This is a genomic window from Devosia sp. Root105 (genome assembly GCF_001424865.1).
Lineage (GTDB): Bacteria > Pseudomonadota > Alphaproteobacteria > Rhizobiales > Devosiaceae > Devosia_A.
In genome coordinates, this window is record NZ_LMCR01000001.1 from 1,018,902 (window position 1) to 1,039,514 (window position 20,613).

At 64.1% G+C, this 20,613-nt stretch carries 27 protein-coding genes; 24 read left to right on the plus strand and 3 right to left on the minus strand.

Features of this window, described 5'->3' with window-relative positions; all coding sequences use genetic code 11:
• Nucleotides 1–98 precede the first annotated feature (98 nt).
• The gene (locus ASC68_RS04830) at nt 99–974 is read left to right on the plus strand and encodes an EamA family transporter (RefSeq protein WP_055875497.1); all 876 of its coding nucleotides are present in this window, start codon (nt 99–101) and stop codon (nt 972–974) included.
• On the plus strand, nt 971–1,423 hold the full coding sequence (locus ASC68_RS04835; RefSeq protein ID WP_055875500.1) for a GNAT family N-acetyltransferase: 453 nt from the start codon (nt 971–973) through the stop codon (nt 1,421–1,423). The genes ASC68_RS04830 and ASC68_RS04835 overlap by 4 nt, the downstream gene beginning before the upstream one ends.
• A gap of 41 nt (nt 1,424–1,464) precedes the next feature.
• Here ASC68_RS04835 and ASC68_RS04840 read toward each other — a convergent pair whose 3' ends face one another.
• Complete coding sequence (locus tag ASC68_RS04840) at nt 1,465–2,103, minus strand: carbonic anhydrase (protein ID WP_055875503.1); 639 nt, start codon at nt 2,101–2,103, stop codon at nt 1,465–1,467.
• Between the two features lie 75 nt (nt 2,104–2,178).
• Here ASC68_RS04840 and ASC68_RS04845 point away from each other — a divergent pair, with 75 nt between their 5' ends.
• Nucleotides 2,179–2,388: a DUF1737 domain-containing protein gene (locus tag ASC68_RS04845; protein WP_055875506.1), complete on the plus strand. Its 210-nt coding sequence runs from the start codon at nt 2,179–2,181 to the stop codon at nt 2,386–2,388.
• Nucleotides 2,389–2,434: 46 nt separating this feature from the next.
• Here the strand turns inward: ASC68_RS04845 and ASC68_RS04850 are convergent, their stop codons facing one another.
• Nucleotides 2,435–2,872 carry a helix-turn-helix domain-containing protein gene (locus tag ASC68_RS04850; protein WP_055875509.1) on the minus strand — a complete coding sequence of 146 codons (438 nt, stop codon included), beginning with the start codon at nt 2,870–2,872 and terminating at the stop codon, nt 2,435–2,437.
• 67 nt (nt 2,873–2,939) lie between these two features.
• Between ASC68_RS04850 and ASC68_RS04855 the strand changes: the two genes are divergently transcribed.
• The 3 genes from ASC68_RS04855 (at nt 2,940) to ASC68_RS04865 (ending at nt 4,402) form a co-directional block, all read left to right on the plus strand.
• The gene (locus ASC68_RS04855) at nt 2,940–3,614 is read left to right on the plus strand and encodes an alpha/beta hydrolase (protein ID WP_055875514.1); all 675 of its coding nucleotides are present in this window, start codon (nt 2,940–2,942) and stop codon (nt 3,612–3,614) included.
• A complete protein-coding gene (locus tag ASC68_RS04860; RefSeq protein ID WP_055875515.1) occupies nt 3,611–4,051 on the plus strand; it encodes an SET domain-containing protein in 441 nt (146 codons plus the stop codon). Before ASC68_RS04855 ends, ASC68_RS04860 begins: the two co-directional genes overlap by 4 nt.
• 114 nt (nt 4,052–4,165) lie before the next feature.
• The gene (locus ASC68_RS04865; protein WP_055875516.1) at nt 4,166–4,402 is read left to right on the plus strand and encodes a hypothetical protein; all 237 of its coding nucleotides are present in this window, start codon (nt 4,166–4,168) and stop codon (nt 4,400–4,402) included.
• A 150-nt stretch (nt 4,403–4,552) separates the two neighbouring features.
• On the opposite strand, the gene ASC68_RS04870 is transcribed toward ASC68_RS04865, so the two are convergent.
• Nucleotides 4,553–5,182 carry an NUDIX domain-containing protein gene (locus ASC68_RS04870; RefSeq protein WP_055875520.1) on the minus strand — a complete coding sequence of 210 codons (630 nt, stop codon included), beginning with the start codon at nt 5,180–5,182 and terminating at the stop codon, nt 4,553–4,555.
• A 151-nt stretch (nt 5,183–5,333) separates the two neighbouring features.
• On the opposite strand from ASC68_RS04870, the gene ASC68_RS04875 reads away from it, so the two are divergent.
• From ASC68_RS04875 to ASC68_RS04960, 18 genes are all read left to right on the plus strand, one after another.
• Entirely contained in the window at nt 5,334–5,564 is a 231-nt protein-coding gene (locus ASC68_RS04875) for a hypothetical protein (RefSeq protein WP_055875523.1), read from the plus strand.
• A 145-nt stretch (nt 5,565–5,709) separates the two neighbouring features.
• Nucleotides 5,710–6,096 (plus strand): succinate dehydrogenase, cytochrome b556 subunit, encoded by a 387-nt coding sequence (sdhC, locus tag ASC68_RS04880; protein ID WP_055875526.1) that lies wholly within the window; start codon nt 5,710–5,712, stop codon nt 6,094–6,096.
• The gene (sdhD, locus tag ASC68_RS04885; protein WP_055875528.1) at nt 6,093–6,488 is read left to right on the plus strand and encodes a succinate dehydrogenase, hydrophobic membrane anchor protein; all 396 of its coding nucleotides are present in this window, start codon (nt 6,093–6,095) and stop codon (nt 6,486–6,488) included. Before sdhC ends, sdhD begins: the two co-directional genes overlap by 4 nt.
• A 5-nt stretch (nt 6,489–6,493) precedes the next feature.
• Nucleotides 6,494–8,302: a succinate dehydrogenase flavoprotein subunit gene (gene sdhA / locus ASC68_RS04890; protein WP_055875530.1), complete on the plus strand. Its 1,809-nt coding sequence runs from the start codon at nt 6,494–6,496 to the stop codon at nt 8,300–8,302.
• Nucleotides 8,303–8,360: 58 nt separating this feature from the next.
• On the plus strand, nt 8,361–8,756 hold the full coding sequence (locus tag ASC68_RS04895; protein WP_156387238.1) for a hypothetical protein: 396 nt from the start codon (nt 8,361–8,363) through the stop codon (nt 8,754–8,756).
• Entirely contained in the window at nt 8,753–9,265 is a 513-nt protein-coding gene (locus ASC68_RS28590) for a hypothetical protein (protein WP_156387239.1), read from the plus strand. Before ASC68_RS04895 ends, ASC68_RS28590 begins: the two co-directional genes overlap by 4 nt.
• Nucleotides 9,262–9,702 carry a hypothetical protein gene (locus tag ASC68_RS04905; RefSeq protein WP_055875538.1) on the plus strand — a complete coding sequence of 147 codons (441 nt, stop codon included), beginning with the start codon at nt 9,262–9,264 and terminating at the stop codon, nt 9,700–9,702. Before ASC68_RS28590 ends, ASC68_RS04905 begins: the two co-directional genes overlap by 4 nt.
• A gap of 17 nt (nt 9,703–9,719) precedes the next feature.
• Nucleotides 9,720–10,007 carry a hypothetical protein gene (locus ASC68_RS04910; protein WP_156387240.1) on the plus strand — a complete coding sequence of 96 codons (288 nt, stop codon included), beginning with the start codon at nt 9,720–9,722 and terminating at the stop codon, nt 10,005–10,007.
• A 20-nt stretch (nt 10,008–10,027) separates the two neighbouring features.
• Entirely contained in the window at nt 10,028–10,360 is a 333-nt protein-coding gene (locus ASC68_RS04915) for a hypothetical protein (RefSeq protein ID WP_055875544.1), read from the plus strand.
• A 4-nt stretch (nt 10,361–10,364) separates the two neighbouring features.
• Nucleotides 10,365–11,147, plus strand: a complete 783-nt coding sequence (locus tag ASC68_RS04920; RefSeq protein WP_055875547.1) for a succinate dehydrogenase iron-sulfur subunit — start codon at nt 10,365–10,367, stop codon at nt 11,145–11,147.
• Between the two features lie 73 nt (nt 11,148–11,220).
• Nucleotides 11,221–11,400, plus strand: coding sequence for a hypothetical protein (locus ASC68_RS04925; RefSeq protein WP_055875550.1), 180 nt, complete (start codon nt 11,221–11,223; stop codon nt 11,398–11,400).
• Nucleotides 11,401–11,677: 277 nt separating this feature from the next.
• On the plus strand, nt 11,678–12,283 hold the full coding sequence (locus ASC68_RS04930; RefSeq protein WP_197421047.1) for an AprI/Inh family metalloprotease inhibitor: 606 nt from the start codon (nt 11,678–11,680) through the stop codon (nt 12,281–12,283).
• A 54-nt stretch (nt 12,284–12,337) separates the two neighbouring features.
• Nucleotides 12,338–13,492, plus strand: a complete 1,155-nt coding sequence (gene zapE / locus ASC68_RS04935; protein ID WP_082527894.1) for a cell division protein ZapE — start codon at nt 12,338–12,340, stop codon at nt 13,490–13,492.
• Nucleotides 13,493–13,618: 126 nt separating this feature from the next.
• Nucleotides 13,619–14,581, plus strand: coding sequence for a malate dehydrogenase (gene mdh, locus ASC68_RS04940; RefSeq protein ID WP_055875557.1), 963 nt, complete (start codon nt 13,619–13,621; stop codon nt 14,579–14,581).
• A gap of 151 nt (nt 14,582–14,732) precedes the next feature.
• On the plus strand, nt 14,733–15,932 hold the full coding sequence (gene sucC / locus ASC68_RS04945) for an ADP-forming succinate--CoA ligase subunit beta (RefSeq protein ID WP_055875559.1): 1,200 nt from the start codon (nt 14,733–14,735) through the stop codon (nt 15,930–15,932).
• 5 nt (nt 15,933–15,937) lie between these two features.
• Complete coding sequence (locus ASC68_RS04950; RefSeq protein ID WP_055875562.1) at nt 15,938–16,513, plus strand: STM3941 family protein; 576 nt, start codon at nt 15,938–15,940, stop codon at nt 16,511–16,513.
• Between the two features lie 24 nt (nt 16,514–16,537).
• Nucleotides 16,538–17,446, plus strand: coding sequence for a succinate--CoA ligase subunit alpha (gene sucD / locus ASC68_RS04955; protein ID WP_055875565.1), 909 nt, complete (start codon nt 16,538–16,540; stop codon nt 17,444–17,446).
• Between the two features lie 160 nt (nt 17,447–17,606).
• Entirely contained in the window at nt 17,607–20,600 is a 2,994-nt protein-coding gene (locus ASC68_RS04960; protein ID WP_055875568.1) for a 2-oxoglutarate dehydrogenase E1 component, read from the plus strand.
• Nucleotides 20,601–20,613: the final 13 nt, after the last annotated feature.

The window sequence follows — 20,613 nt, forward strand, 5'->3', positions numbered from 1 at the left end:
GAAGGTGCCCGAAGGGCGGATGAGGGGTATCACATCGCATGGCGATGTGCGGTCCGAGCAGTAGCGAGGAACGCCATAACCGCCGCAGGAACCGTCCGATGCCCATCCGTCATATCGTTCTCGCCCTTTCGGTCGCCGTCGTCTGGGGGCTGAGTTTTGTCGCCATCCGGTGGGGCGTTGACGAGGTGGCGCCGCTGCTGCTGACGGCGGTGCGCTACATCTTTGCGGCGCTGCCGGCGGTGTTTTTCGTCAAGCGTCCGGCGGTGGGGTGGCCGCTGCTGATCGGCTATGGCCTCGCCATCGGCGTCGGGCAGTTCGGGCTGCTGTTCCTTGCCATCAAGCTCGGCATGCCGGCGGGTCTGAGCTCGCTGGTGATACAGCTGCAGGTGTTCTTCACGATCTTTCTCGCCTTCGCCTTCTTCGGCGAGCGGCCTGGCCTCGCGCAACTGGGCGGGGCGGCGGTGGCGCTGGTGGGCATCGGGGTGATCGCGGTCGACCGGCTCGAGGGGGCGGCTTTGCTGCCGCTGCTCCTGACTATCGCCGCGGCCGGCTGCTGGGGCCTCGGCAACATGGTGGGGAAGGCGGCGGGACGGATCGACATGCTGGGGTTCGTGGTGTGGTCGGCGCTGATCCCGCCGATCCCGCTGCTGCTGGCCTCGCTGCTGCTCGACGGGCCAGGGGCAGTCCCGCTGGCGCTGTCGCACCTGACCATCAAGGGGATCGGCTCGATCGCCTTCATGGCCTATATCGCGACGCTGTTCGGCTTCGGCGCCTGGGCCTGGCTCCTGAGCCGCTACAATACCGGGCAGGTGGCGCCGTTTGCGCTGTTCGTGCCGGTGGCGGGGATCGCCAGCGCGGCGCTGTTCCTCGGCGAGGCGATCACCGGGGTGGAGATCATCGGCAGCGTGCTGGTGTTTGCCGGGCTGCTGATCAACGTGTTCGGGCCGCGGTTGTTCAAGCGGGCGCCGGCATGATCACGCTGCGGCAGGCGAGGGAGGCGGATGCGGCTGATATTGCGGCGCTGTTCGCGACGTCGCGGCGGCTGCTGACCTTCCTGCCGGACCTCCACACCGTCGAGGAGGACCGGGTCTATGTCCGCGACAAGGTGCTGCGCGACTTCCGAGTGACGGTGGCGGAGCGAGATGGGGCGATCGTCGGCTTCATGGCCGAGCTCGAAGGCTGGATCGAGCATCTCTATGTGGATGCGGCACAGCTGCGCTCCGGCGTCGGGTCGGTGCTGATCGCCGATGCGCAATCGCGCAACGAGGACCTGCAGCTATGGTGCTTCGCCAATAACCTGCGCGGCCGGGCGTTCTATGAGCGGATGGGGTTCGAGGCGGTGAAATTTACCGATGGCGCGCGCAATGAGGCGCGGGCGCCGGATATTCTGTATCGGTGGGAGCGGGAGTTTGGCAGCGGGTGAGGGGTGCTGCGCGTGGCCCCCCTCCACCACCCTTCAAGCGATCACACGTCCGGCCGGTAGAAGTCGCCGTCGTCGTTCATGACCCAGAGTTCGCCGGTCGAAATGTCGAACCAGGCGCCGTGGATAGCGAGTTTGCCTTCGTCCTCGAGGCGCTTCACATAGGGAAAGGTGCGAAGGTTGTTGATCGAGTTGCGGATCGAGAAGCGCTCCAGCATGGTCTGGCGCTCCTTGTTGGTCAGCAGGGTGTATTTCGCGACCTCGTCGGAGACCGGGGCCAGCATGGCCATCCACTTGCCGATGAAATCGCCCTGCGCCAGCGGGCCGGTATCGGGGGCGAGGGCCGCCTTGATGCCACCGCAGCGGCCATGACCCATCACCACGATGTTGGAGATTTCGAGCGCGGCGACGGCGAACTCGATCGCTGCCGAGGTGCCGTGCTGCCCGCCATCAGGCTGGAATGTCGGCACCAGATTGGCGACGTTACGCAAGACGAACATCTCGCCCGGTCCGGCCGAAAAGATCGTCTCAGGTGCTGCGCGACTGTCGCAGCAGGCGATGATCATGGTGGTCGGGGATTGCCCCTGATCAGCCAATTCCCGGTAACGGCCCTGTTCGGGGTCGTAACGGTCGGACATGAACGACTTGTAGCCGTCGAGCAAAAATGCTGGAAACCGATCCATACCGCAGCGGATTAGCGGTAAGTGGACGCAATTTCAATCGCCCGGGGCAAAGAGGGCGAGCAAAAGGAGTAGTGCATGTTGATCTATCGGTTCCTCTCGGGGGAGGACGATTCCGCCTTCTGCCATAAGGTTACCAAGGCTTTGAGCGATGGCTGGGTGCTGCACGGTTCTGCCAGCTATGCGTATGACGCAATGAACAAGAAGATGGTCTGCGGCCAGGCGGTGACCAAAGTGGTCAGCGACCAACCCTATGACCCGGACAAGAAACTGGTCGACTACGTCTAGTCGTTTTTGATTATCGCGTTTCCGACGTGGGAATGTCGGAAGTGCTCTAGATCTCGCCGTTCAGGTGGATGCGCCGCAGGGCCTCCATCTGGGCGGCAACGGCTCCCGGTCCGCCGCGATCGCGGGCCTCGCCGGTCGCCGCCATTTGCGGATCAACCGGCTGGTACTTGCGGCTCCAGCGGCTGATCTCGGCCACGATCGGCAACAGCTCGATTCCCATCTCGGTCAGCGAATAGATCGCCTTCAGCTTGTGGGCGGGATCGCCGGCGCGCGTCAGCACGCCCGCATCGACGAGCTTCACCAGCCGGTCGGCAAGGATGTTGGTGGAGATACCCTCATCGGAGGCGAGGAACTCGCGGAAGTGCCGCTTTCCCGCAAACATCATGTCGCGGACGATCAAGAGACTCCATTTGTCGCCGAACACCTCGAGACCGAGGTTGATCGGGCAGCCGGAACGGTGGGGAGACGCCTCGGGGTTTTCCATGCTTGCAAAATACAATCATTGGTTGTAAAACGCAATCGCTTGCAAAATGCAATCGTTGGAGGAAGAGATGGCGACGTTCGTGATCGTGCATGGGGCCTGGACGGGAAGCTGGTCATGGGTGCGTGTGATCGACCGGCTGCGGGCGCGGGGTCACAAGGTGCATGCGCCGACGCTGAGCGGGCTCGCCGAACGTTCGCATCTTAACCAGCTGCCGATCACCCTGAGCACCCATATCGACGACATCGTCAACGAGGCGCTGTGGAATGATCTCGATGGCATCGTGCTGGTGGCGCACTCCTATGGCGGGATCGTTGCGACCGGAGCAGTGGAGCGGCTCGGCAAGAAAGTGCGCTCGATTGTCTATCTCGATGCCTTCGTGCCCGAGGACGGACAGGGGTTCACCGATTTCGCACCGGGCTGGGAACTGAGCGGTCAACTCACCGAGTCGCCGCCCTCTTCGCCGGGCGACTACCTCGACGAGGCGGATCGCGCCTGGGTGGAGAGCAAGGCTTCGCCGCAGCCGACCGCGACGCTGACCGAGCGGCTGAAGGTCACAGGCGCCTACAAGGCGGTGCCCAGGAAGACCTATATCGTCGCCACCGGCTGGAACGGTTTCCAGGGCATCGCGGATGGGTTCCGCAATCAGCCCGAATGGACGGTTCGCGAGGTCAAATGCGGCCACGATGTGCCCGTCGACAAGCCGGAGGAACTCAGCGGACTGCTCGAGGAGGCGGCAAGATGAATGTACATATCGACAGCTTTACCGAGGCGTTCCTCGGCGACGGGGCGTTCGTGCCGACTGTCGCCGACGCGGTGGTGGGGCCAAGCCGGATCGCCGGACGCGGGCTGTTCAGCAGCCGGGCGCGCAAGGCCGGGGAGCTGCTGGCCGAACTCGATGGACAACTGGTCGAGTGGGAGCGGTTCCCTGAGGTGCTCGAGACGCTGGAATGGAACGCGGTGACGCCGGAGCTGCTGCTGGTCCGGCCGTTGAGGACCAGCTACGGGCTGATCAACCATTCGTCCGACCCCAATGTGGTGATCGACCCGGACGGGCGGCACATGCGCTGCGGCCGGGCGGTGGAACTGGGCGAGGAATTCACCATGGATTATTTCGCGCAGCCGGTGCCGGAGGCCTATCTGGCGCTGCCGGAGGCGAGGGTGCTGCGGGGAGAGCTGTAGCGGGTGTGTGGCCTAAACCGAACATGAACGATGGGTTCAAGGCGGGTTCGGGCAGGCGGGGCTAGAAGGGGACAACAAACGCGCTGGGATGCGCCAGGTTTTTGAGGTCCCGAAATGCAGATCAAGCTGATTGTCGCCGCCGCCGCACTTGCCGCCCTGGCGCTGCCGCTCGCGGTGTTCGCCAGCCAGCCGCAGGACGGGACTGTCAAGCCGGCGCCGTCGCTGGCCAAGGCGCAGATTCTGTCGATGCTGATGCTCGATCCGCGCGAAACCGGCGCCGAGTTCACGGTGAAGCTGCCCGAGGGCTATGCAACGCTGGACGTGGATGCGGACCCGTTCGTAACGAACTGAGCTTTTCGCTGCTCCAACCCCATACTCGGTGTCACCCCCGCGAAAGTGGGGGCTTCTGTTTTCTGAGCGTGCCGAGAACTCCGCAAACGGAGGTTCCCGCTTTCGCGGGAATGACCCGGTGGGTGGGACGGATCCCGGGGACATCCCCCCTCAGAGAATCCCCTTCAACCTCACATGCTGCAGCAGCATGATGGTTTTGGCGTCGGCGATTTCGCCTGATGCGATCATCTCGAGCGCGGCGTCGATGCCGAGTTCCAGCACTTCGATATCTTCGCCTTCATGCTCGAGGCCGCCGCCGGCCGAGACTTTTGAGTCCGCGTCGTATTCGGCGAGGAACAGCGAGAGCTTCTCGGTGACCGAGCCGGGGCTCATGTAAGCGCTCATCACCAGCTCGACGTCGTGGACGCGGTAGCCGGATTCTTCCTCGGCCTCCTTCTTCGCGGTGGTCACCGGGTGGTCGCCGTCGAGCTTGCCGGCCACGACCTCGATGAGCCAGCCCAGGTCGCCACGCGTACCCAGGTCGCCACGCGTACCCGGGTCGCCACGCGTAGCGTGTTCGCCATGGGCGAAGACCGGGAAGCGGAATTGCCGGGTGAGGATGACGGTGCGCTGGGCGCGGTTGTAGAGCAGCACCCCGGCGCCATCGCCGCGATCGTAGGTTTCGCGCTCCTGGCGCTGCCATTCGCCATTGCGGCGCTTGAGCTCGATGGTGGTTTTCTTCACCAGGCCCCAGTTTTTCGACAGCACCTGTTCGCCGAGCACCCGTACTTTTTCGTTCACGTCATCTCTCCTCCGGGAACCGGCACAAAGATCATGCGTTGCTGAACCGATTGTGAATAGCGGCTTCAGCGCCGGGCCAAGTGAAGGCAGCTAGAAGTCTCGTCAAGCAGCGGAAACCGGATACCGGTCGCCCGCAACAGGGACGAAAGAGATGGGCAGACTCGCAGCAGGAACCGTCATTGCACTCGCGATCCTCGCGATGCAGGGCAACCTGGTGCCGGATGTCCTGGCCGAAGACAGCCAAAGGCTGATCGCTTCGACCACGCTTTCGTCCGCCACCCCGGTGGCGTCCGGACCCAGCAGCGAGCGAGTGCTGAGCCTGTTGCTCACGCTCGAGGCGCTGCGGGCCGCGCCCGAGGTGCTCGGCTCCCCACGCCGCTAGAGATGCGCTCAGCGCATAACAGAACCAAAGTGCAATGCTCGGCATAAGCAGAGCCTTTGACCTCCGGGCAAAGCGCCGCTAGAAGTCTCGAACCATTCCAAACTGGAGCGCCCGGCCTTCTCGGCGGGCGAGGCGCGAGACTAGCATGGCTCCCTCTTCACGGCCGCTTTCGCCGCATCTTTCGATCTACCGCTTCACGCTCACCATGACGATGTCGATCGTGCACCGCGCGACCGGCATTGCGCTCTATGGCGGCACCCTGCTGTTGGTGCTGTGGCTGGTGGGGGCGGCGGTCGGCGGCGGCTTCTTCGATTTCGTCACCTGGCTGTTCGGCATGTGGCTCGGCCAGCTGGTGCTGTTCGGCTACACCTGGGTGCTGTTCCACCACATGTTTGGCGGCATCCGGCACTTCGTCTGGGATACCGCCAAGGCGATGGACGCAAACGGCCGTGAGCTGGCGGTGCGGATCCAGCTCGGGGCCTCGATCCTCGTGACACTGATCGTCTGGGCAATCTTCGTGTGGTTCAAATGAGCGTTCTCGGCAAACCCACGCGGGCGCAGATTCAGAACCCGGCGACGCGCTACGGCAAGGCCAAGGCCTCGACCCGGCATTTCATCACCCAGCGCATCACCGGCGCGATCAACATCGTATTCTCGATCTTCATCATCTGGTTCGTGGTCAGCCTCGCCAGCCGGGCGCCGGCCGAGATGATCGAGCTGGCGCGCAACCCGTTCGTCGCCATCGGGCTGGCGCTGCTGGTGGTCAACGTCTCGATCCATATGCGCAACGGCATGCGCGATACGATCGAGGATTATTTCGACAAGGGCGAACATGGCTGGGCGATGCTCGCCAATAACCTGTTCGTCGGTTTCTTCTTCGTGGTGGCGCTGGGCGCCATCGCCAAGCTCGTCTTCTGGGGTTAGTCCGCATGGCCGCTTACGAGATCATCGACCACGAATTCGACGTGGTCATTGTCGGTGCTGGCGGCGCCGGGCTGCGCGCGACGCTGGGCATGGCCGAGCAGGGGCTCAACACCGCCTGCATCACCAAGGTGTTCCCGACCCGCTCGCACACCGTGGCGGCACAGGGCGGCATCGCCGCGTCGCTGGGCAATATGGGCCCCGACAGCTGGCAGTGGCACATGTATGACACCGTCAAGGGGTCGGATTGGCTGGGCGACAACGACGCCATGGAGTACCTGGCGCGCGAGGCGCCGGCGGCGATCTACGAACTCGAGCACTATGGCGTGCCGTTCTCGCGCACCGAAAAGGGCACCATCTACCAGCGGCCGTTCGGCGGCCATATGACGGAATTCGGCGATGGCCCGCCGGTGCAGCGCACCTGCGCCGCGGCCGACCGCACCGGGCACGCCATTCTCCACACGCTTTATGGGCAGAGCCTCAGGAACAACGCGCAGTTCTTCATCGAGTATTTTGCGCTCGACCTGATCATGGGCGCCGATGGCTCGTGCCAGGGCGTGATGGCCTGGAAGCTCGATGACGGCACGCTGCATCGGTTCCGCGCCAAGCTGGTGGTGCTGGCGACCGGCGGTTATGGCCGGGCCTACTTCTCGGCGACCTCGGCCCATACCTGCACCGGCGACGGCAACGGCATGGTGGCGCGGGCCGGGCTGCCGCTGCAGGACATGGAGTTCGTGCAGTTCCACCCCACCGGGGTCTATGGCGCGGGTGTGCTGATCACTGAAGGGGCGCGCGGCGAGGGCGGCTATCTCACCAATTCCGAGGGTGAGCGCTTCATGGAGCGCTATGCGCCCAACGCCAAGGACCTGGCGAGCCGCGACGTCGTGAGCCGCTGCATGACCATCGAAATCCGCGAAGGGCGCGGCGTCGGGCCGAAGAAGGACCACATCTTCCTCCATCTCGACCATCTTGACCCGAAAGTCCTGCACGAGCGGCTCCCGGGGATCACGGAATCGGCCAAGATATTCGCCGGCGTCGACCTGACGCGCGAGCCGATCCCGGTGCTGCCGACGGTGCATTACAATATGGGCGGCATCCCCGCGAACTATCACGGCGAGGTGCTGAACCCGACCGAGGGCGATCCGGACCGCGTGGTGCCGGGGCTGATGGCGGCGGGCGAAGCGGCCTGCGCCTCGGTGCACGGCGCCAACCGGCTCGGCTCGAACTCGCTGACCGACCTCGTGGTGTTCGGCCGGGCCGCAGCGCTCCGCGCCGCCAAGGTGGTCGACAAGGGGTCGATGGTACCGGCGATCGTCGCATCGGAAGACGAGCGCATCCTCGCCCGCTTCGACCGGCTGCGGCATGCCAATGGGTCGTCGCCGACGGCCGAAGTGCGCGACAAGATGCAGCGCATCATGCAGGAAGACGCGGCGGTGTTCCGCACCTCGGAATCGCTGAAGTCGGGCGTCGAACGCATTACCGCGCTCTATGGCGAACTCAGCGACCTCAAGGTTTCCGACCGCTCGATGATCTGGAACTCGGACCTGGTGGAAACGCTGGAACTCGAGAACCTGATGGCCTGTGCCGCGACCACGGTGGTCTCGGCCGAAGCCCGGCACGAAAGCCGTGGCGCCCACGCGCACGAGGATTTCCCGAACCGCGACGATGTGAACTGGCGCAAGCACACGCTGAGCTGGATCAATGATGCGGGCAAGGTGGACCTCGGCTATCGGCCGGTCCACGTCGACCCGCTGACGCCGGAGAGCGAGGGCGGGATCAGTTTGAAGAAGATCGCGCCGAAGGCCCGAGTGTACTGAAGTGAGGCGGCGGGCGCGTGCGATAGCTCTGCTGGCAGCGCTCCCGCTTGTGGCCATCTTGTCGATGACGGCTCAAGCTGGTGACCGGAAGGCCACCGATGGCGAGATAAAGGCACTTCTGCAGGGTTGTTGGCATAAGGGTAACTCCCTGCTCTGCTTCGAGCGGACCGGGCGATTCACCGAGCGAGTTTCTGGTGGTGCCGAGGGAGGCTGGGCCTATCTCGGGTCCTACAGGGTTGCGGCAGGAAAGCTGCGCCTCAACAATATGCGCGGCGACGGTCCGATAACCGCCAATCGCCAGATGATTTGCGATGTGTTGATGCGTCCGAGGGTTTCATTTCGACTGATCAACTGCGCCAGATCCGATAGGGGTGGTCGCGCGGTCGATGACCCCTACAGTTATTTGCCAGCGCAGTTCGGCTATCTCTTCTTGTCGGAGACGATATCCGAATGACCGCTGCAGCTGGCTCTTCAGGCACGCCACTGCCGCAGAAGCTGGGGCTCAAGGCTGGGCCGCGGGCGCTGTCCGGGGTGCTGTGCATTGCTCTGCCGGCAGCGTTACTAGCCGTATCGGCATGCTCATCAACGCCAGTCTCGCCCCATGGCGACAAGCCGCTGGTACCTGTGGTGGCAACGGATGTCGGCCTGGAACTGGCGATGGCTGATTGCTGGCACGGCGAGACGAAGGCATTCTGCCTTCTCGGAAACGGATCGATGTACGGACCACCCTCGCTGGGTGTCGACCCGAAGTGGCGCGCCACCTATCGCGTGTCGAAGGGGCGCTTCTATGCCAAGGTCGGAACCGGGTCTTGGGCATGGGCGGCGGCCGGCGCACTCGACTGCAAGATTTCGTTCGAGGATTCCAACCACCTCGTGCTGACGGAGTGCACGGGTGGGCTAGAGGATGGCCGGTTCGAAAGGGCAAACAACATCGACTGGTCCAAGACAGGGTCTGTCGTATGACGCCCGGAGTGGACACATCGTCAGGCTATTCCGGCACGCCGCTGCCGCAGAAACTCGGCCTGAAGGATGGGCAGCGGGCGCTGTTTCTCGGGCTGCCGGATGAGCTCGGTGAGCTGGCGGTGGCGCGAGAGTTTGCCGAAGTGCGCGTGTCCGAGTGGGACGCTTGGCGCGGCAGCACGGGCTGGAACTTCGTCCATGGTTTCACTGCGTCGCGCGGCGTGCTCGAGGACAATGCGCGGCCGCTGCTGGAGGCCATCACCCGCGATGGGGTGATCTGGATTTCGTGGCCGAAGAAGGCCTCAAAGGTGCCGACCGATATCACCGAGGATGTGATCCGGGAGGTGGTGCTGCCGATCGGACTGGTCGATATCAAGGTGGCGGCGGTCAGCGAAATCTGGTCGGGTTTGAAACTGATGATCCGCAAAGAATTGCGGTGAGAGAGACGGGGCGAATGATGAAGCGGGTTTTGGTGGCGCTCTTGGCGCTGGGGATGCTGTCAGGTGTGGCGCAGGCCGCGCCGACCGAGGCGCAGAAGGCCGATTTCTATGAGACCTGCATGGGCATCGCTTCGGACGATGCGCTCTGTTCGTGCAAGGCGGACGCGGCGATGACGCTGATCGACGAGGAATTCATGGCCATGGTGATCGCCTCGATGAAGGGCAAATCGCCACCGGAAGGCCAGTATGCGGCGTATAACACCTATGTCGCCAAATCGAACCAGATCTGCAAGCCGAACTACTGACCAACAAAGAGGTACCGCCCGTGTCGCTCATCCCCATGAAAGCCCTCGGACTTGTTGCCGGCGCGTTCGCGACGCTCTGGCTTACCGGCTGCGGCGGGCTGTCGGCGGATGCGCAGGCGGTGGCCGATGCCTGCTCGAAGGTGCCGGGCGCCACGGCGGAAAGCTGCCAGTGCTATGCCAAGGAATTGTCGAGCAAGCTGAAGCCGGAGCTGATGAAGCTCGCGACTTATGCCCAGACCGATCCCGGAAAACTGTTTGATCCCGCAGTGATCGGCAATGTGAGCGCCAATGACGTGATGGCGGTGACCAACACGTCAGCCGCGGCGCTCAAGACGTGCAAAGTTGTAGGGTAACACCATGGCTGAACTGACGCTCCCCAAGAACTCGCGGATCATGCCGGGCAAGACCTGGTCGAAACCCGCTGGAGCGACGCGGCTCAAGGAATACCGCGTGTACCGGTATGATCCGGACAGTGGCGAGAACCCGCGGCTCGACACCTATTTCGTCGATCTAGATGATTGCGGGCCGATGGTGCTCGATGGGCTGTTGTGGATCAAGAACAAGGTCGACCCGACGCTGACGCTGCGCCGCTCCTGCCGCGAGGGCATCTGCGGCTCGTGCTCGATGAATATCGGTGGCGCCAATACGCTGGCCTGCACCAAGGGCATGGACGATTTCGCCGGTCACATCAGCGTCTACCCGCTGCCGCATATGCCCGTCATCAAGGACCTGGTGCCGGATCTCACTACCTTCTACGACCAGCACCGTTCGATCGAGCCGTGGCTGAAGACCACGACGCCGACACCGGAAAAGGAGTGGCTGCAGAGCCGCGACGACCGCGCCAAGCTCGATGGCCTCTACGAATGCATCCTCTGTGCCTGCTGCTCGACCTCGTGCCCGTCCTACTGGTGGAACGGCGAGAAGTATCTCGGCCCCGCCGTGCTGCTGCAGGCCTATCGCTGGCTGATCGACAGCCGCGACGAGGCCACCGAAGAGCGGCTCGACAACCTCGAGGATCCGTTCAAGCTCTATCGCTGCCACACCATCATGAACTGCGCCAAGGTCTGCCCGAAGGGCCTGAACCCGGCCAAGGCAATTGCCGAGATCAAGCAGATGATGGTGACGCGGGAGTTCGCGTAAGGCGGAACAGGCCTGGGAGTCGCATAAGCTGTACGAGATCGTCGCCGAGCTCGAAGACCCGTCCGTTGCCCGCGTGCTGATCGCGGCGCTGAAGGCGCATGGCTTTCATCCCAAGGAAGGTGGCGAGCACGGCTTGCCGGGGCTGGCGGGAGTGTATGGGCCCAAGGGGATTCCGATCGAATTGCCGCAGGACGAGGCGGCGGATGGCAAGATCCTCGCCGAGGCGCTCGTTGCGGAGATGGTGAAGCGGTAGGCCGACGGCCGGTGCGTGGGGCCCCCCCTCCCAGCCTCCCCCACAAGGGGGGAGGTGCCTGCCGGTGTACTTGGCGCGATTGAGCCACATCCTCGACTCTTCACCTCCCCCTTGATGGGGGAGGCCGGGAGGGGGTGGGGCAGGAGGCGTCCGTTCCCTAACTCCGCCACATTAATCGCTGCATAGGGGAAGCGGGGCTTTGGCGGTTGACGGCTTTGCCGTTCAGGCTGTATCGCCGGTCACCAATTCTTAACCATCTGGCGGAGCTGAGCCGATGATGAGTTCGAGACGCGCAGGCGTTTCCATTGCCGTACTGGGTGCATTGTCGCTCGTGTTGAGCGGCTGCGCCTCGAGCGGCGTGACCACGACCAGCATCGCGTCGACCGAAACCATCACGCCGATCCAGAACTCGTCGGTGGCAAGTTCGGACCTCAACGCCTTGCCGGGCAGCACGGTGCAGCAGGCCTCGCTCGGCCAGCCCGCGCCGCTGACCCCGGGCCAGCCGGCGCCGGGTCAACTTGGGCAGCCGGCCAATGCCGATGGTTCGCTCGCGACGCTTGGCTCGGTGCCGCAGGCATCGGGGCGTGATCTTTCCACCGGGCTGACGGTCGAAAAGCTGCTGGGTGGCTGGACCGTGGTGTCAGGCGCCGAGCAGTGCAAGCTCAACCTGACCCAGACGGCGAAATCCGGCACCTCGCGTTACCGCGCTTCGACGCCGGGTTGCGGGCTCAACGGCCTCAAGGTCGTGGCGAGCTGGCAACTGGTGGGCAACCAGGTGCAGCTGTTCGACGAAAATGGCGATATCATCGCTTCGCTGATCCTCAGCGGCAGCCAGTTCATCGGCACCCTGGCAGGCGGCCAGGGCATCACGATGGTTGGCTGACTTTGGCCAGAAGTCTGTGTGGTCGCGCGCTCGAACCGCCAAAGCGTAGTCGCTTTGGCTGAGCGCGCTCGTCGGCGGGGGCCCGCGAGCGCACCAGTCACCGACAAACTGAACGCGCTGACTAAGGCCGGCGCGCTCACTCCTGATCCATTGCAGTTCAAGGCAGCGGCAGCGCTCGATCGCGTGGCGACCGAGCTCGCAGCGCAGCACGCTTCGCGCGGCTTTCTGAGCGGGCTGTTCGGCGGACCGGTGCCGGTGCGCGGCGCCTATCTCGTCGGGCAGGTCGGACGCGGCAAGACCATGCTGATGGACCTGTTCTTCGCGCTGGCGCCGACCGAAAAGAAGCGGCGGGTGCATTTCCATGAGTTCATGGACGAGATGCACGAAGCGATCGCGGCATTCCGCAAATCCAGCAAGGGCAAATCCGAGAGCGCCGACCCGGTGGCGGCGGTGGTAAAGCCGCTGCTCGAGGAGGTGCGGCTGCTCTGTCTCGACGAGTTCCAGGTGCAGGACATCACCAATGCGATGCTGCTGGGACGGCTGTTCGACAAGCTGTTCGCCGGCGGGGTGACGATTGTTGCGACCTCGAACACCCGGCCGGACGATCTCTACGAGAACGGTCTCAACCGGCAGCTGGTGCTGCCGTTCATTGCCGAATTGAAGCAGCATGCCGAGATCGTCGAGCTCGACGGGCCGACCGACTACCGGCGGCTGAAGTTCGAGGGCGAGGTGGTGTACCAGTTTGGCGTCGGGGCCGAGGTGGACGCCGCGATGGACCGGCTGTGGCTGAAGCTCACCGGTGGGGCGCCCGGCGAGCCGGCGGAGCTCCATTCGCTGGGCCGGACCATTCCGGTGCCGCGGGCGGCGATGGGGGCGGCGCGGTTTGAATTCACGGAGTTGTGCGACAAGCCGTTGGGCGCACGGGACTATCTCAAGCTCAGCCATGCGTATGAAGCGGTGATGATCGATCACGTGCCGCAGTTCGACCGGCTGCGCTCGAACGCGGCCAAGCGCTTCATCCTCCTGGTCGATACCCTCTACGATCGTGGCGCCAAGCTCGCGGCGAGCTTTGCCGCACCGCTCGACGAGCTGGGCCAGGACGACAAGACCCGTGCCGAGTTCGCGCGCTGCGTGTCGCGGCTGATCGAGATGCAATCGGCGGACTACCTCGGCGCGCCGCATCGGGGTGAAGCGGTTCAATCTGCCTAGCAAATAGGCAAGCCATGCAATCGCTGCAGATCGGCCCGCTAGGACCTACGGCTGACTTGCCCCCGTCACCCTCTAGGGTTAATAGGAGCGCGCAATTTCCAGCATAAGCAAAACGGGGTTCGGTGGATGGCGCGCAAGAAGATCGCTCTGATCGGTGCGGGACAGATTGGCGGCACTTTGGCGCTGCTCGCAGCAACCAAAGAACTGGGCGATGTAATCCTGTTCGACGTGGTCGACGGCGTACCGCAGGGCAAGGCCCTGGACCTCAGCCAGTCCGGCCCGGTGGAAGGCTTCAATTCGACGCTCAAGGGCACTTCCGAATACAAGGACATCGTCGGTGCCGACGTGGTGATCGTCACCGCCGGCGTGCCGCGCAAGCCCGGCATGAGCCGCGACGACCTGCTCGAGATCAACCTCAAGGTGATGGAGCAGGTGGGCGCCGGCATCGCGAAATACGCGCCGGAAGCGTTCGTCATCTGCATCACCAACCCGCTCGACGCCATGGTGTGGGCGCTGCAGAAGTTCTCTGGCCTGCCGGCGAACCGCGTGGTCGGCATGGCCGGCGTGCTCGACTCGGCGCGCTTCCGTCACTTCATCGCCGACGAGCTCAAGGTTTCGGTGCAGGACGTCACGGCGTTCGTGCTGGGCGGCCATGGCGACACGATGGTGCCGCTGCCGCGCTACTCGACCGTTGGCGGCATTCCGCTCCCCGACATCGTCAAGATGGGCTGGATGAGCAAGGAAAAGCTCGAGCAGATCATCCAGCGTACGCGTGACGGCGGCGCCGAGATCGTTGGCCTCTTGAAGACCGGTTCGGCCTTCTATGCTCCGGCCGCGTCGGCGATCGAGATGGCCGAGAGTTACCTCAAGGACAAGAAGCGCATCCTGCCCTGCGCCGCCTTCCTCAAGGGCGAATATGGCGTCAAGGGCACCTATGTCGGCGTGCCGGTGCTGATCGGCGCCGGCGGGGCGGAGAAGATCGTCGAGATCTCCCTTACCGGCTCCGAGCAGAAGGCGTTCGACAAGTCGGTCGCCGCAGTGAACGGCCTCGTCGAGGCGTGCAAGAAGATCGCGCCGAAGCTGGCGTAGTTTGTGCGGGGCCGGCTCAGTCGGCCCCCCACCCGGTGCTCCCTGCAACGGCGCGGGGACTTCAAACCCACTCCACCATTCCTGAGCATCCCGCGAGGCGGGGGACGACCCGGCGGGTGGGAAAGCTTCCGACACAAGGCGGTAGGTAGACATGAACATCCACGAACACCAGGCCAAGGCGCTGCTGAAGACCTACGGGTTGCCGGTGGCCGACGGGGTGGCGATCTTTACGCCGCACGAGGCGGAAGCCGCGGCGCTGGAACTGCCCGGACCGCTCTATGTGGTGAAGTCGCAGATCCACGCCGGCGGACGCGGCAAGGGCAAGTTCAAGGAACTGCCGGCCGATGCCAAGGGTGGCGTGCGGCTGGCGAAGTCGGCTGCGGACGTCGCTGCCAACGCCAAGGAAATGCTGGGCAATACGCTCGTCACCAAGCAGACCGGTCCGGCCGGCAAGCAGGTCAACCGGCTCTATATCGAAGATGGCGCCGATATCGCGCGCGAGCTCTACTGCTCGCTGCTGGTCGATCGGTCCACCGGCCGGGTGTCGTTCGTCGTCTCCACTGAAGGCGGCATGGACATCGAAGCGGTGGCGCACGATACGCCCGAAAAGATCATCGCGGTCGATATCGACCCGACGGTCGGCGTCACTGCCAAGGACGTCGCCGAGATCGTCGCGGCGCTGAAGCTCGATGGGTCGGCGGCGGACGACGCCAAGTCGGTGTTTCCGGCGCTCTACAAGGCGTTCGTCGAGACCGACATGTCGCTGCTCGAAGTGAACCCGCTGATCGTCATGGCCAACGGGCACCTGCGCGTGCTCGACGCCAAGGTGAGCTTCGACAACAATGCTTCGTTCCGGCACGCCGAACTGGCCCCGTTGCGCGACCTCACCGAAGAGGACGCCAAGGAGATCGAGGCGTCGAAGTTCGACCTCGCCTATGTGGCGCTCGATGGCAATATCGGCTGCATGGTCAACGGCGCCGGCCTCGCCATGGCGACGATGGATATCATCAAGCTCTATGGCGCCGAGCCCGCCAACTTCCTCGATGTGGGCGGCGGCGCCTCCAAGGAGAAGGTGACGGCGGCGTTCAAGATCATCACCGCCGATCCGGCCGTCAAAGGCATCCTGGTCAACATCTTCGGCGGCATCATGCGCTGCGATATCATCGCCGAAGGCGTGATCGCCGCGGTGAAGGAAGTCGGCCTCAAGGTGCCGCTGGTGGTTCGCCTCGAAGGCACCAACGTCAAGGAAGGCAAGGCCATCCTCAACTCATCCGGCCTCGATGTGATCTCGGCCGACGACCTCGATGACGCGGCGCAGAAGATCGTCGCCGCCGTGAAGGGTCGCGACTGACACCGATGAGCACGGCGGTCGACACATCGCTGGTTCGAGAAATCGGACAGGATCAGACCAAGATGGTCTGGGCGCTGCTGGGTGCAATTCTGTTCGTTGCCGCTGGGTACTGGCTGGTGACGGGTGACTTCTCGAACACCCGGCGCGGAGCGATGGCGCCGTTTATCGGCTGGGCGTCGATAATCTTCTTTGGGGCCTGCGCTCTAGTTGGCTTATGGCGCCTATTGAGGCCTGTCGCACCCGTTACGCTGTCGTCGAGCGGGATACGGTTCATCCTTGTGAGCCCTGACGTCGTGCCTTGGACAGGCGTCAGCAATGTGAGCGAGAAGCGCGTTTACGGGCAGAAGTATGTCAGGCTCGCGCTTGACCCCGCTGTTGCGAAAGGCCTGCCGCTGACCCTTGCGACGCGACTCGTCCGTGCTGGAAGGCGGTTGTCCGATCTGACGATCGGGGCGCAGACGTTGAAGATCACGCACGATGAGCTGCTGAGGCTAATACGTGCATACGTGGGGGCGCACGGCGGCAAGACCGTGCCAGCGTTCCCGAAATCCCAATCCACTGGCCTTGCGGCGCAGTCGTAGATAAACCGGAGCAGTCGTCCCCCGATGTCCATTCTCGTCAACAAAGACACTCGCGTTCTGGTGCAGGGGCTGACCGGCAAGACCGGCACGTTCCATACCGAGCAGGCGCTGGCCTATTACGGCACCAAGATGGTGGGCGGCGTGAACCCCAAGAAGGCCGGTGAAGTGTGGACCTCGGGGCTCGATGCCTCGGCCACGCTGCCGGTGTTCGCTTCGGTCGCCGAAGGCAAGGAGCGCACCGGCGCCACCGCTTCGGTGGTCTACGTGCCGCCGCCGGGCGCCGCCGACGCCATCATCGAGGCGATCGATGCCGAGATCCCGCTGATCGTCTGCATCACCGAGGGCATCCCGGTGCTCGACATGGTGCGGGTGAAGGCGCGGCTCGACAAATCCAAGTCCCGGCTGCTCGGACCCAACTGCCCGGGCGTCTTGACGCCGGAAGAGTGCAAGATCGGCATCATGCCGGGCTCGATCTTTTCCAAGGGCTCGGTGGGCATTGTTTCCCGCTCCGGTACGCTTACCTATGAAGCGGTGTTCCAGACCACCAATGCCGGGCTCGGCCAGACCACTGCGGTTGGTATCGGCGGCGATCCGGTCAAGGGCACCGAGTTCATCGATATGCTCGAGATGTTCCTCGCCGACGAAGCCACCAAATCCATCATCATGATCGGCGAAATCGGCGGTTCCGCCGAGGAAGATGCCGCGCAGTTCCTGATCGACGAGGCCAAGAAGGGTCGCAAGAAGCCGATGGCCGGCTTCATCGCCGGGCGCACCGCTCCGGCCGGCCGGACCATGGGCCATGCCGGCGCCGTGATTTCGGGCGGCAAGGGGGGCGCCGAAGACAAGATTTCGGCAATGGAACGCGCGGGCATAAAGGTGTCGCAGTCGCCTGCGAGGATTGGCCAAACCCTAGCCGACGTACTAAAAGGCTGAGGCGAGGGTGGACTGAAGACGGGGCGCGGGTGGTTTCCCGCGCCTTAACGTCAAACAAAGAAGTTGCGGGCAGGTTGGCCCGCGACGCAAAAAGGGCCCGGTCGAGCATTTCCCGGGCGTTTGAGAAGGATGGCGGGGTTCACGCCTCGCGACGCTGGACATGACCCGACAAGAAAAGAACGAACAGTTCTTGCTCTCTTCTTTCCTCTATGGCGGCAACGCCGATTACATCGAAGGGCTGTACGCCCGCTACAAGGCCGATCCGGCCTCGATCGATCCGACCTGGGCGTCGTATTTCGATCGGCTCGAGGATGCTCCCGCCGATATCGACAAGAATGCCGAAGGCCCGAGCTGGCAGCGCCAGGATTGGCCGCAGTCGGCCAATGGCGAGCTGGTTTCGGCGCTCGACGGCAACTGGGGCGAGATCCAGGTCAAGGTGCAGAAGGCGGTGGTCGAGAAGGCCAAGGTCGCCGGCGCACCGGCGCCGACCGCCATCGACGTGCTGCAGGCGACACGCGACTCGATCCACGCCATCATGATGATCCGCGCCTACCGCATGCGCGGGCATCTGCACGCCGATCTCGACCCGTTGAAGATGAAGGCCGACGATCCGGCACCCGAGCTCGATCCCCAAACCTACGGCTTCACCGAGGCCGATTACGGCCGCAAGATCTTCATCGACAACTATCTGGGCCTCGAATACGCGACGGTTCCCCAGATGCTGGAGATCCTGAAGCGGACCTATTGCTCGACCGTCGGCGTCGAGTTCATGCACATCTCCGATCCCGAAGCCAAGCAGTGGATCCAGGAGCGCATGGAAGGGCCGGACAAGGAGATCAAGTTCACGCCCGAGGGCAAGAAGGCGATCCTCAACAAGCTGGTCGAAGCCGAGGGGTTCGAGAAGTTCCTCGACGTCAAGTTCACCGGCACCAAGCGCTTCGGCCTCGATGGCTCGGAAGCGCTGATCCCGGCGCTCGAGCAGATCATCAAGCGCGGCGGTTCGCTGGGCGTGAAGGATATCGTGCTCGGCATGGCGCATCGCGGCCGGCTGAACGTCCTGACCCAGGTGCTGGCGAAGCCGCATCGGGCGCTGTTCCACGAGTTCAAGGGCGGGGCCTTCTACCCCGAGGAAGTAGAAGGCTCGGGCGACGTGAAGTACCATCTGGGTGCTTCAGCGGACCGCGAGTTCGACGGCAATAACGTGCATCTCAGCCTCACCGCCAACCCGTCGCATCTCGAGATCGTCGATCCGGTGGTGCTGGGCAAGGCGCGCGCCAAGCAGGACCAGCGTTCGGCGGTCGATGGGCGGTTCATCGCCGATACGCGCCAGACCGATCGCTCGGTGGTGCTGCCGCTGCTGCTGCATGGTGATGCGGCGTTTGCCGGCCAGGGCGTGATTGCCGAATGCCTCGGCCTCAGCGGGCTGAAGGGTCACCGCACCGGCGGCTCGATCCACGTGGTGATCAATAACCAGATCGGCTTCACCACGTCGCCGATGTATTCGCGCTCCTCGCCGTACCCGACCGACGTCGCCAAGATGATCGAGGCGCCGGTGTTCCACGTGAACGGCGATGACCCGGAAGCGGTGGTCTATGTGGCCAAGGTCGCCACCGAGTTCCGGCAGCGCTTCGCGCGGCCGGTGGTGATCGACATCTTCTGCTATCGCCGCTTCGGCCATAACGAAGGCGACGAGCCGAGCTTCACCCAGCCGCTGATGTATTCCAAGATCCGCAGCCACGAGACGACGCTCGATATCTATTCGAAGCGCCTCGCCGCGGAGGGCGTGCTGTCGGCCGATGACGTCGACAAGATGAAGGCCGACTGGCGGGCGCATCTCGAGCGCGAGTTCGAGGCCGGGCAGGATTTCCGCCCGAACAAGACAGACTGGCTCGATGGCGTGTGGAAGGACCTGAAGCGCGCCGACGTCGAGGGCCCGCGCCGCGGCGACACCGGGGTGGACATCCCCGATCTGGTCAATCTGGGCCAGAAGCTGTCAACGGTTCCGGCCGGCTTCAACGCCCACAAGACAGTGAAGCGGTTCATGGACAACCGGCTCGCCTCGATCGAGTCGGGCGAAGGCATCGACTGGGCGACCGGCGAAGCGCTGGCCTATGCGACGCTGCTCGAGGAGGGCCACCCGGTACGGCTCTCGGGGCAGGACGTGGAGCGCGGCACGTTCAGCCAGCGCCACTCGGTGCTGTACGATCAGGACAAGGACGAGACCTACACGCCGCTCAACAACATCGCCGAGCTGCAGGCCCGCTACGAGGTCGTCAACTCGATGCTCTCGGAAGAGGCGGTGCTCGGCTTCGAGTATGGCTATTCGCTGGCCGAACCGAAAACGCTGACGCTGTGGGAAGCCCAGTTCGGCGACTTTGCCAACGGTGCGCAGGTGGTGGTCGACCAGTTCATCTCGTCGGGCGAGCGCAAGTGGTTCCGCATGAGCGGCCTCGTGATGCTGTTGCCGCATGGCTATGAAGGCCAGGGGCCGGAGCACTCGTCGGCCCGCCTCGAGCGCTACCTGCAGAGCTGCGCCGAAGACAATATGCAGGTCGCCAACTGCACGACGCCAGCCAACTACTTCCACATCCTGCGCCGCCAGATGAAGCGCGACTTCCGCAAGCCTTTGGTGCTGATGACGCCCAAGAGCCTGTTGCGCCACAAGAAGGCGGTGTCGGGGCTGGTCGAGTTCGGGCCGGAATCGACGTTCCATCGCCTCTTGTGGGACGATGCGGAAGCGCCGGGCGTGCCCAAGACGACGATCAAGCTGGCGCCGGACGAGGAGATCCGCAAGGTGATCCTGTGCACCGGCAAGGTCTACTACGACCTGCTCGAGGATCGCGAGAAGCGCGGCATCAACGACGTGTACCTGCTCCGTCTCGAGCAGCTCTACCCGTTCCCGGCCAAGGCACTGCTCGACGAACTCAACCGGTTCAAGAACGCCGAGATCGTCTGGTGCCAGGAAGAGCCCAAGAATATGGGCGCCTGGGCGTTCGTGCAGCCCTATATCGACTGGGTGATGGACCAGATGGGTCGCCCGGGCGACCGGCCGCACTATGTCGGCCGCGCTGCCTCGGCGGCGACGGCCACCGGCCTGATGCGCACGCACCTGCAGCAGCTGCAGGCCTTCCTCGAAGAAGCGTTCGCCAAGTAGAATCGCCCGCCTA

Excerpts from the sequence above, each read along its gene's own strand:
- ASC68_RS04830 (WP_055875497.1), top strand. The coding sequence starts at position 99 with ATGCCCATCCGTCATATCGTTCTCGCCCTTTCGGTCGCCGTCGTCTGG.
- ASC68_RS04835 (WP_055875500.1), top strand. The coding sequence starts at position 971 with ATGATCACGCTGCGGCAGGCGAGGGAGGCGGATGCGGCTGATATTGCG.
- ASC68_RS04840 (WP_055875503.1), bottom strand. The coding sequence starts at position 2,103 with ATGGATCGGTTTCCAGCATTTTTGCTCGACGGCTACAAGTCGTTCATG.
- ASC68_RS04845 (WP_055875506.1), top strand. The coding sequence starts at position 2,179 with ATGTTGATCTATCGGTTCCTCTCGGGGGAGGACGATTCCGCCTTCTGC.
- ASC68_RS04850 (WP_055875509.1), bottom strand. The coding sequence starts at position 2,872 with ATGGAAAACCCCGAGGCGTCTCCCCACCGTTCCGGCTGCCCGATCAAC.
- ASC68_RS04855 (WP_055875514.1), top strand. The coding sequence starts at position 2,940 with ATGGCGACGTTCGTGATCGTGCATGGGGCCTGGACGGGAAGCTGGTCA.
- ASC68_RS04860 (WP_055875515.1), top strand. The coding sequence starts at position 3,611 with ATGAATGTACATATCGACAGCTTTACCGAGGCGTTCCTCGGCGACGGG.
- ASC68_RS04865 (WP_055875516.1), top strand. The coding sequence starts at position 4,166 with ATGCAGATCAAGCTGATTGTCGCCGCCGCCGCACTTGCCGCCCTGGCG.
- ASC68_RS04875 (WP_055875523.1), top strand. The coding sequence starts at position 5,334 with ATGGGCAGACTCGCAGCAGGAACCGTCATTGCACTCGCGATCCTCGCG.
- sdhC (WP_055875526.1), top strand. The coding sequence starts at position 5,710 with ATGGCTCCCTCTTCACGGCCGCTTTCGCCGCATCTTTCGATCTACCGC.
- sdhD (WP_055875528.1), top strand. The coding sequence starts at position 6,093 with ATGAGCGTTCTCGGCAAACCCACGCGGGCGCAGATTCAGAACCCGGCG.
- sdhA (WP_055875530.1), top strand. The coding sequence starts at position 6,494 with ATGGCCGCTTACGAGATCATCGACCACGAATTCGACGTGGTCATTGTC.
- ASC68_RS28590 (WP_156387239.1), top strand. The coding sequence starts at position 8,753 with ATGACCGCTGCAGCTGGCTCTTCAGGCACGCCACTGCCGCAGAAGCTG.
- ASC68_RS04905 (WP_055875538.1), top strand. The coding sequence starts at position 9,262 with ATGACGCCCGGAGTGGACACATCGTCAGGCTATTCCGGCACGCCGCTG.
- ASC68_RS04910 (WP_156387240.1), top strand. The coding sequence starts at position 9,720 with ATGAAGCGGGTTTTGGTGGCGCTCTTGGCGCTGGGGATGCTGTCAGGT.
- ASC68_RS04920 (WP_055875547.1), top strand. The coding sequence starts at position 10,365 with ATGGCTGAACTGACGCTCCCCAAGAACTCGCGGATCATGCCGGGCAAG.
- ASC68_RS04930 (WP_197421047.1), top strand. The coding sequence starts at position 11,678 with ATGAGTTCGAGACGCGCAGGCGTTTCCATTGCCGTACTGGGTGCATTG.
- mdh (WP_055875557.1), top strand. The coding sequence starts at position 13,619 with ATGGCGCGCAAGAAGATCGCTCTGATCGGTGCGGGACAGATTGGCGGC.
- sucC (WP_055875559.1), top strand. The coding sequence starts at position 14,733 with ATGAACATCCACGAACACCAGGCCAAGGCGCTGCTGAAGACCTACGGG.
- ASC68_RS04950 (WP_055875562.1), top strand. The coding sequence starts at position 15,938 with ATGAGCACGGCGGTCGACACATCGCTGGTTCGAGAAATCGGACAGGAT.
- sucD (WP_055875565.1), top strand. The coding sequence starts at position 16,538 with ATGTCCATTCTCGTCAACAAAGACACTCGCGTTCTGGTGCAGGGGCTG.
- ASC68_RS04960 (WP_055875568.1), top strand. The coding sequence starts at position 17,607 with ATGACCCGACAAGAAAAGAACGAACAGTTCTTGCTCTCTTCTTTCCTC.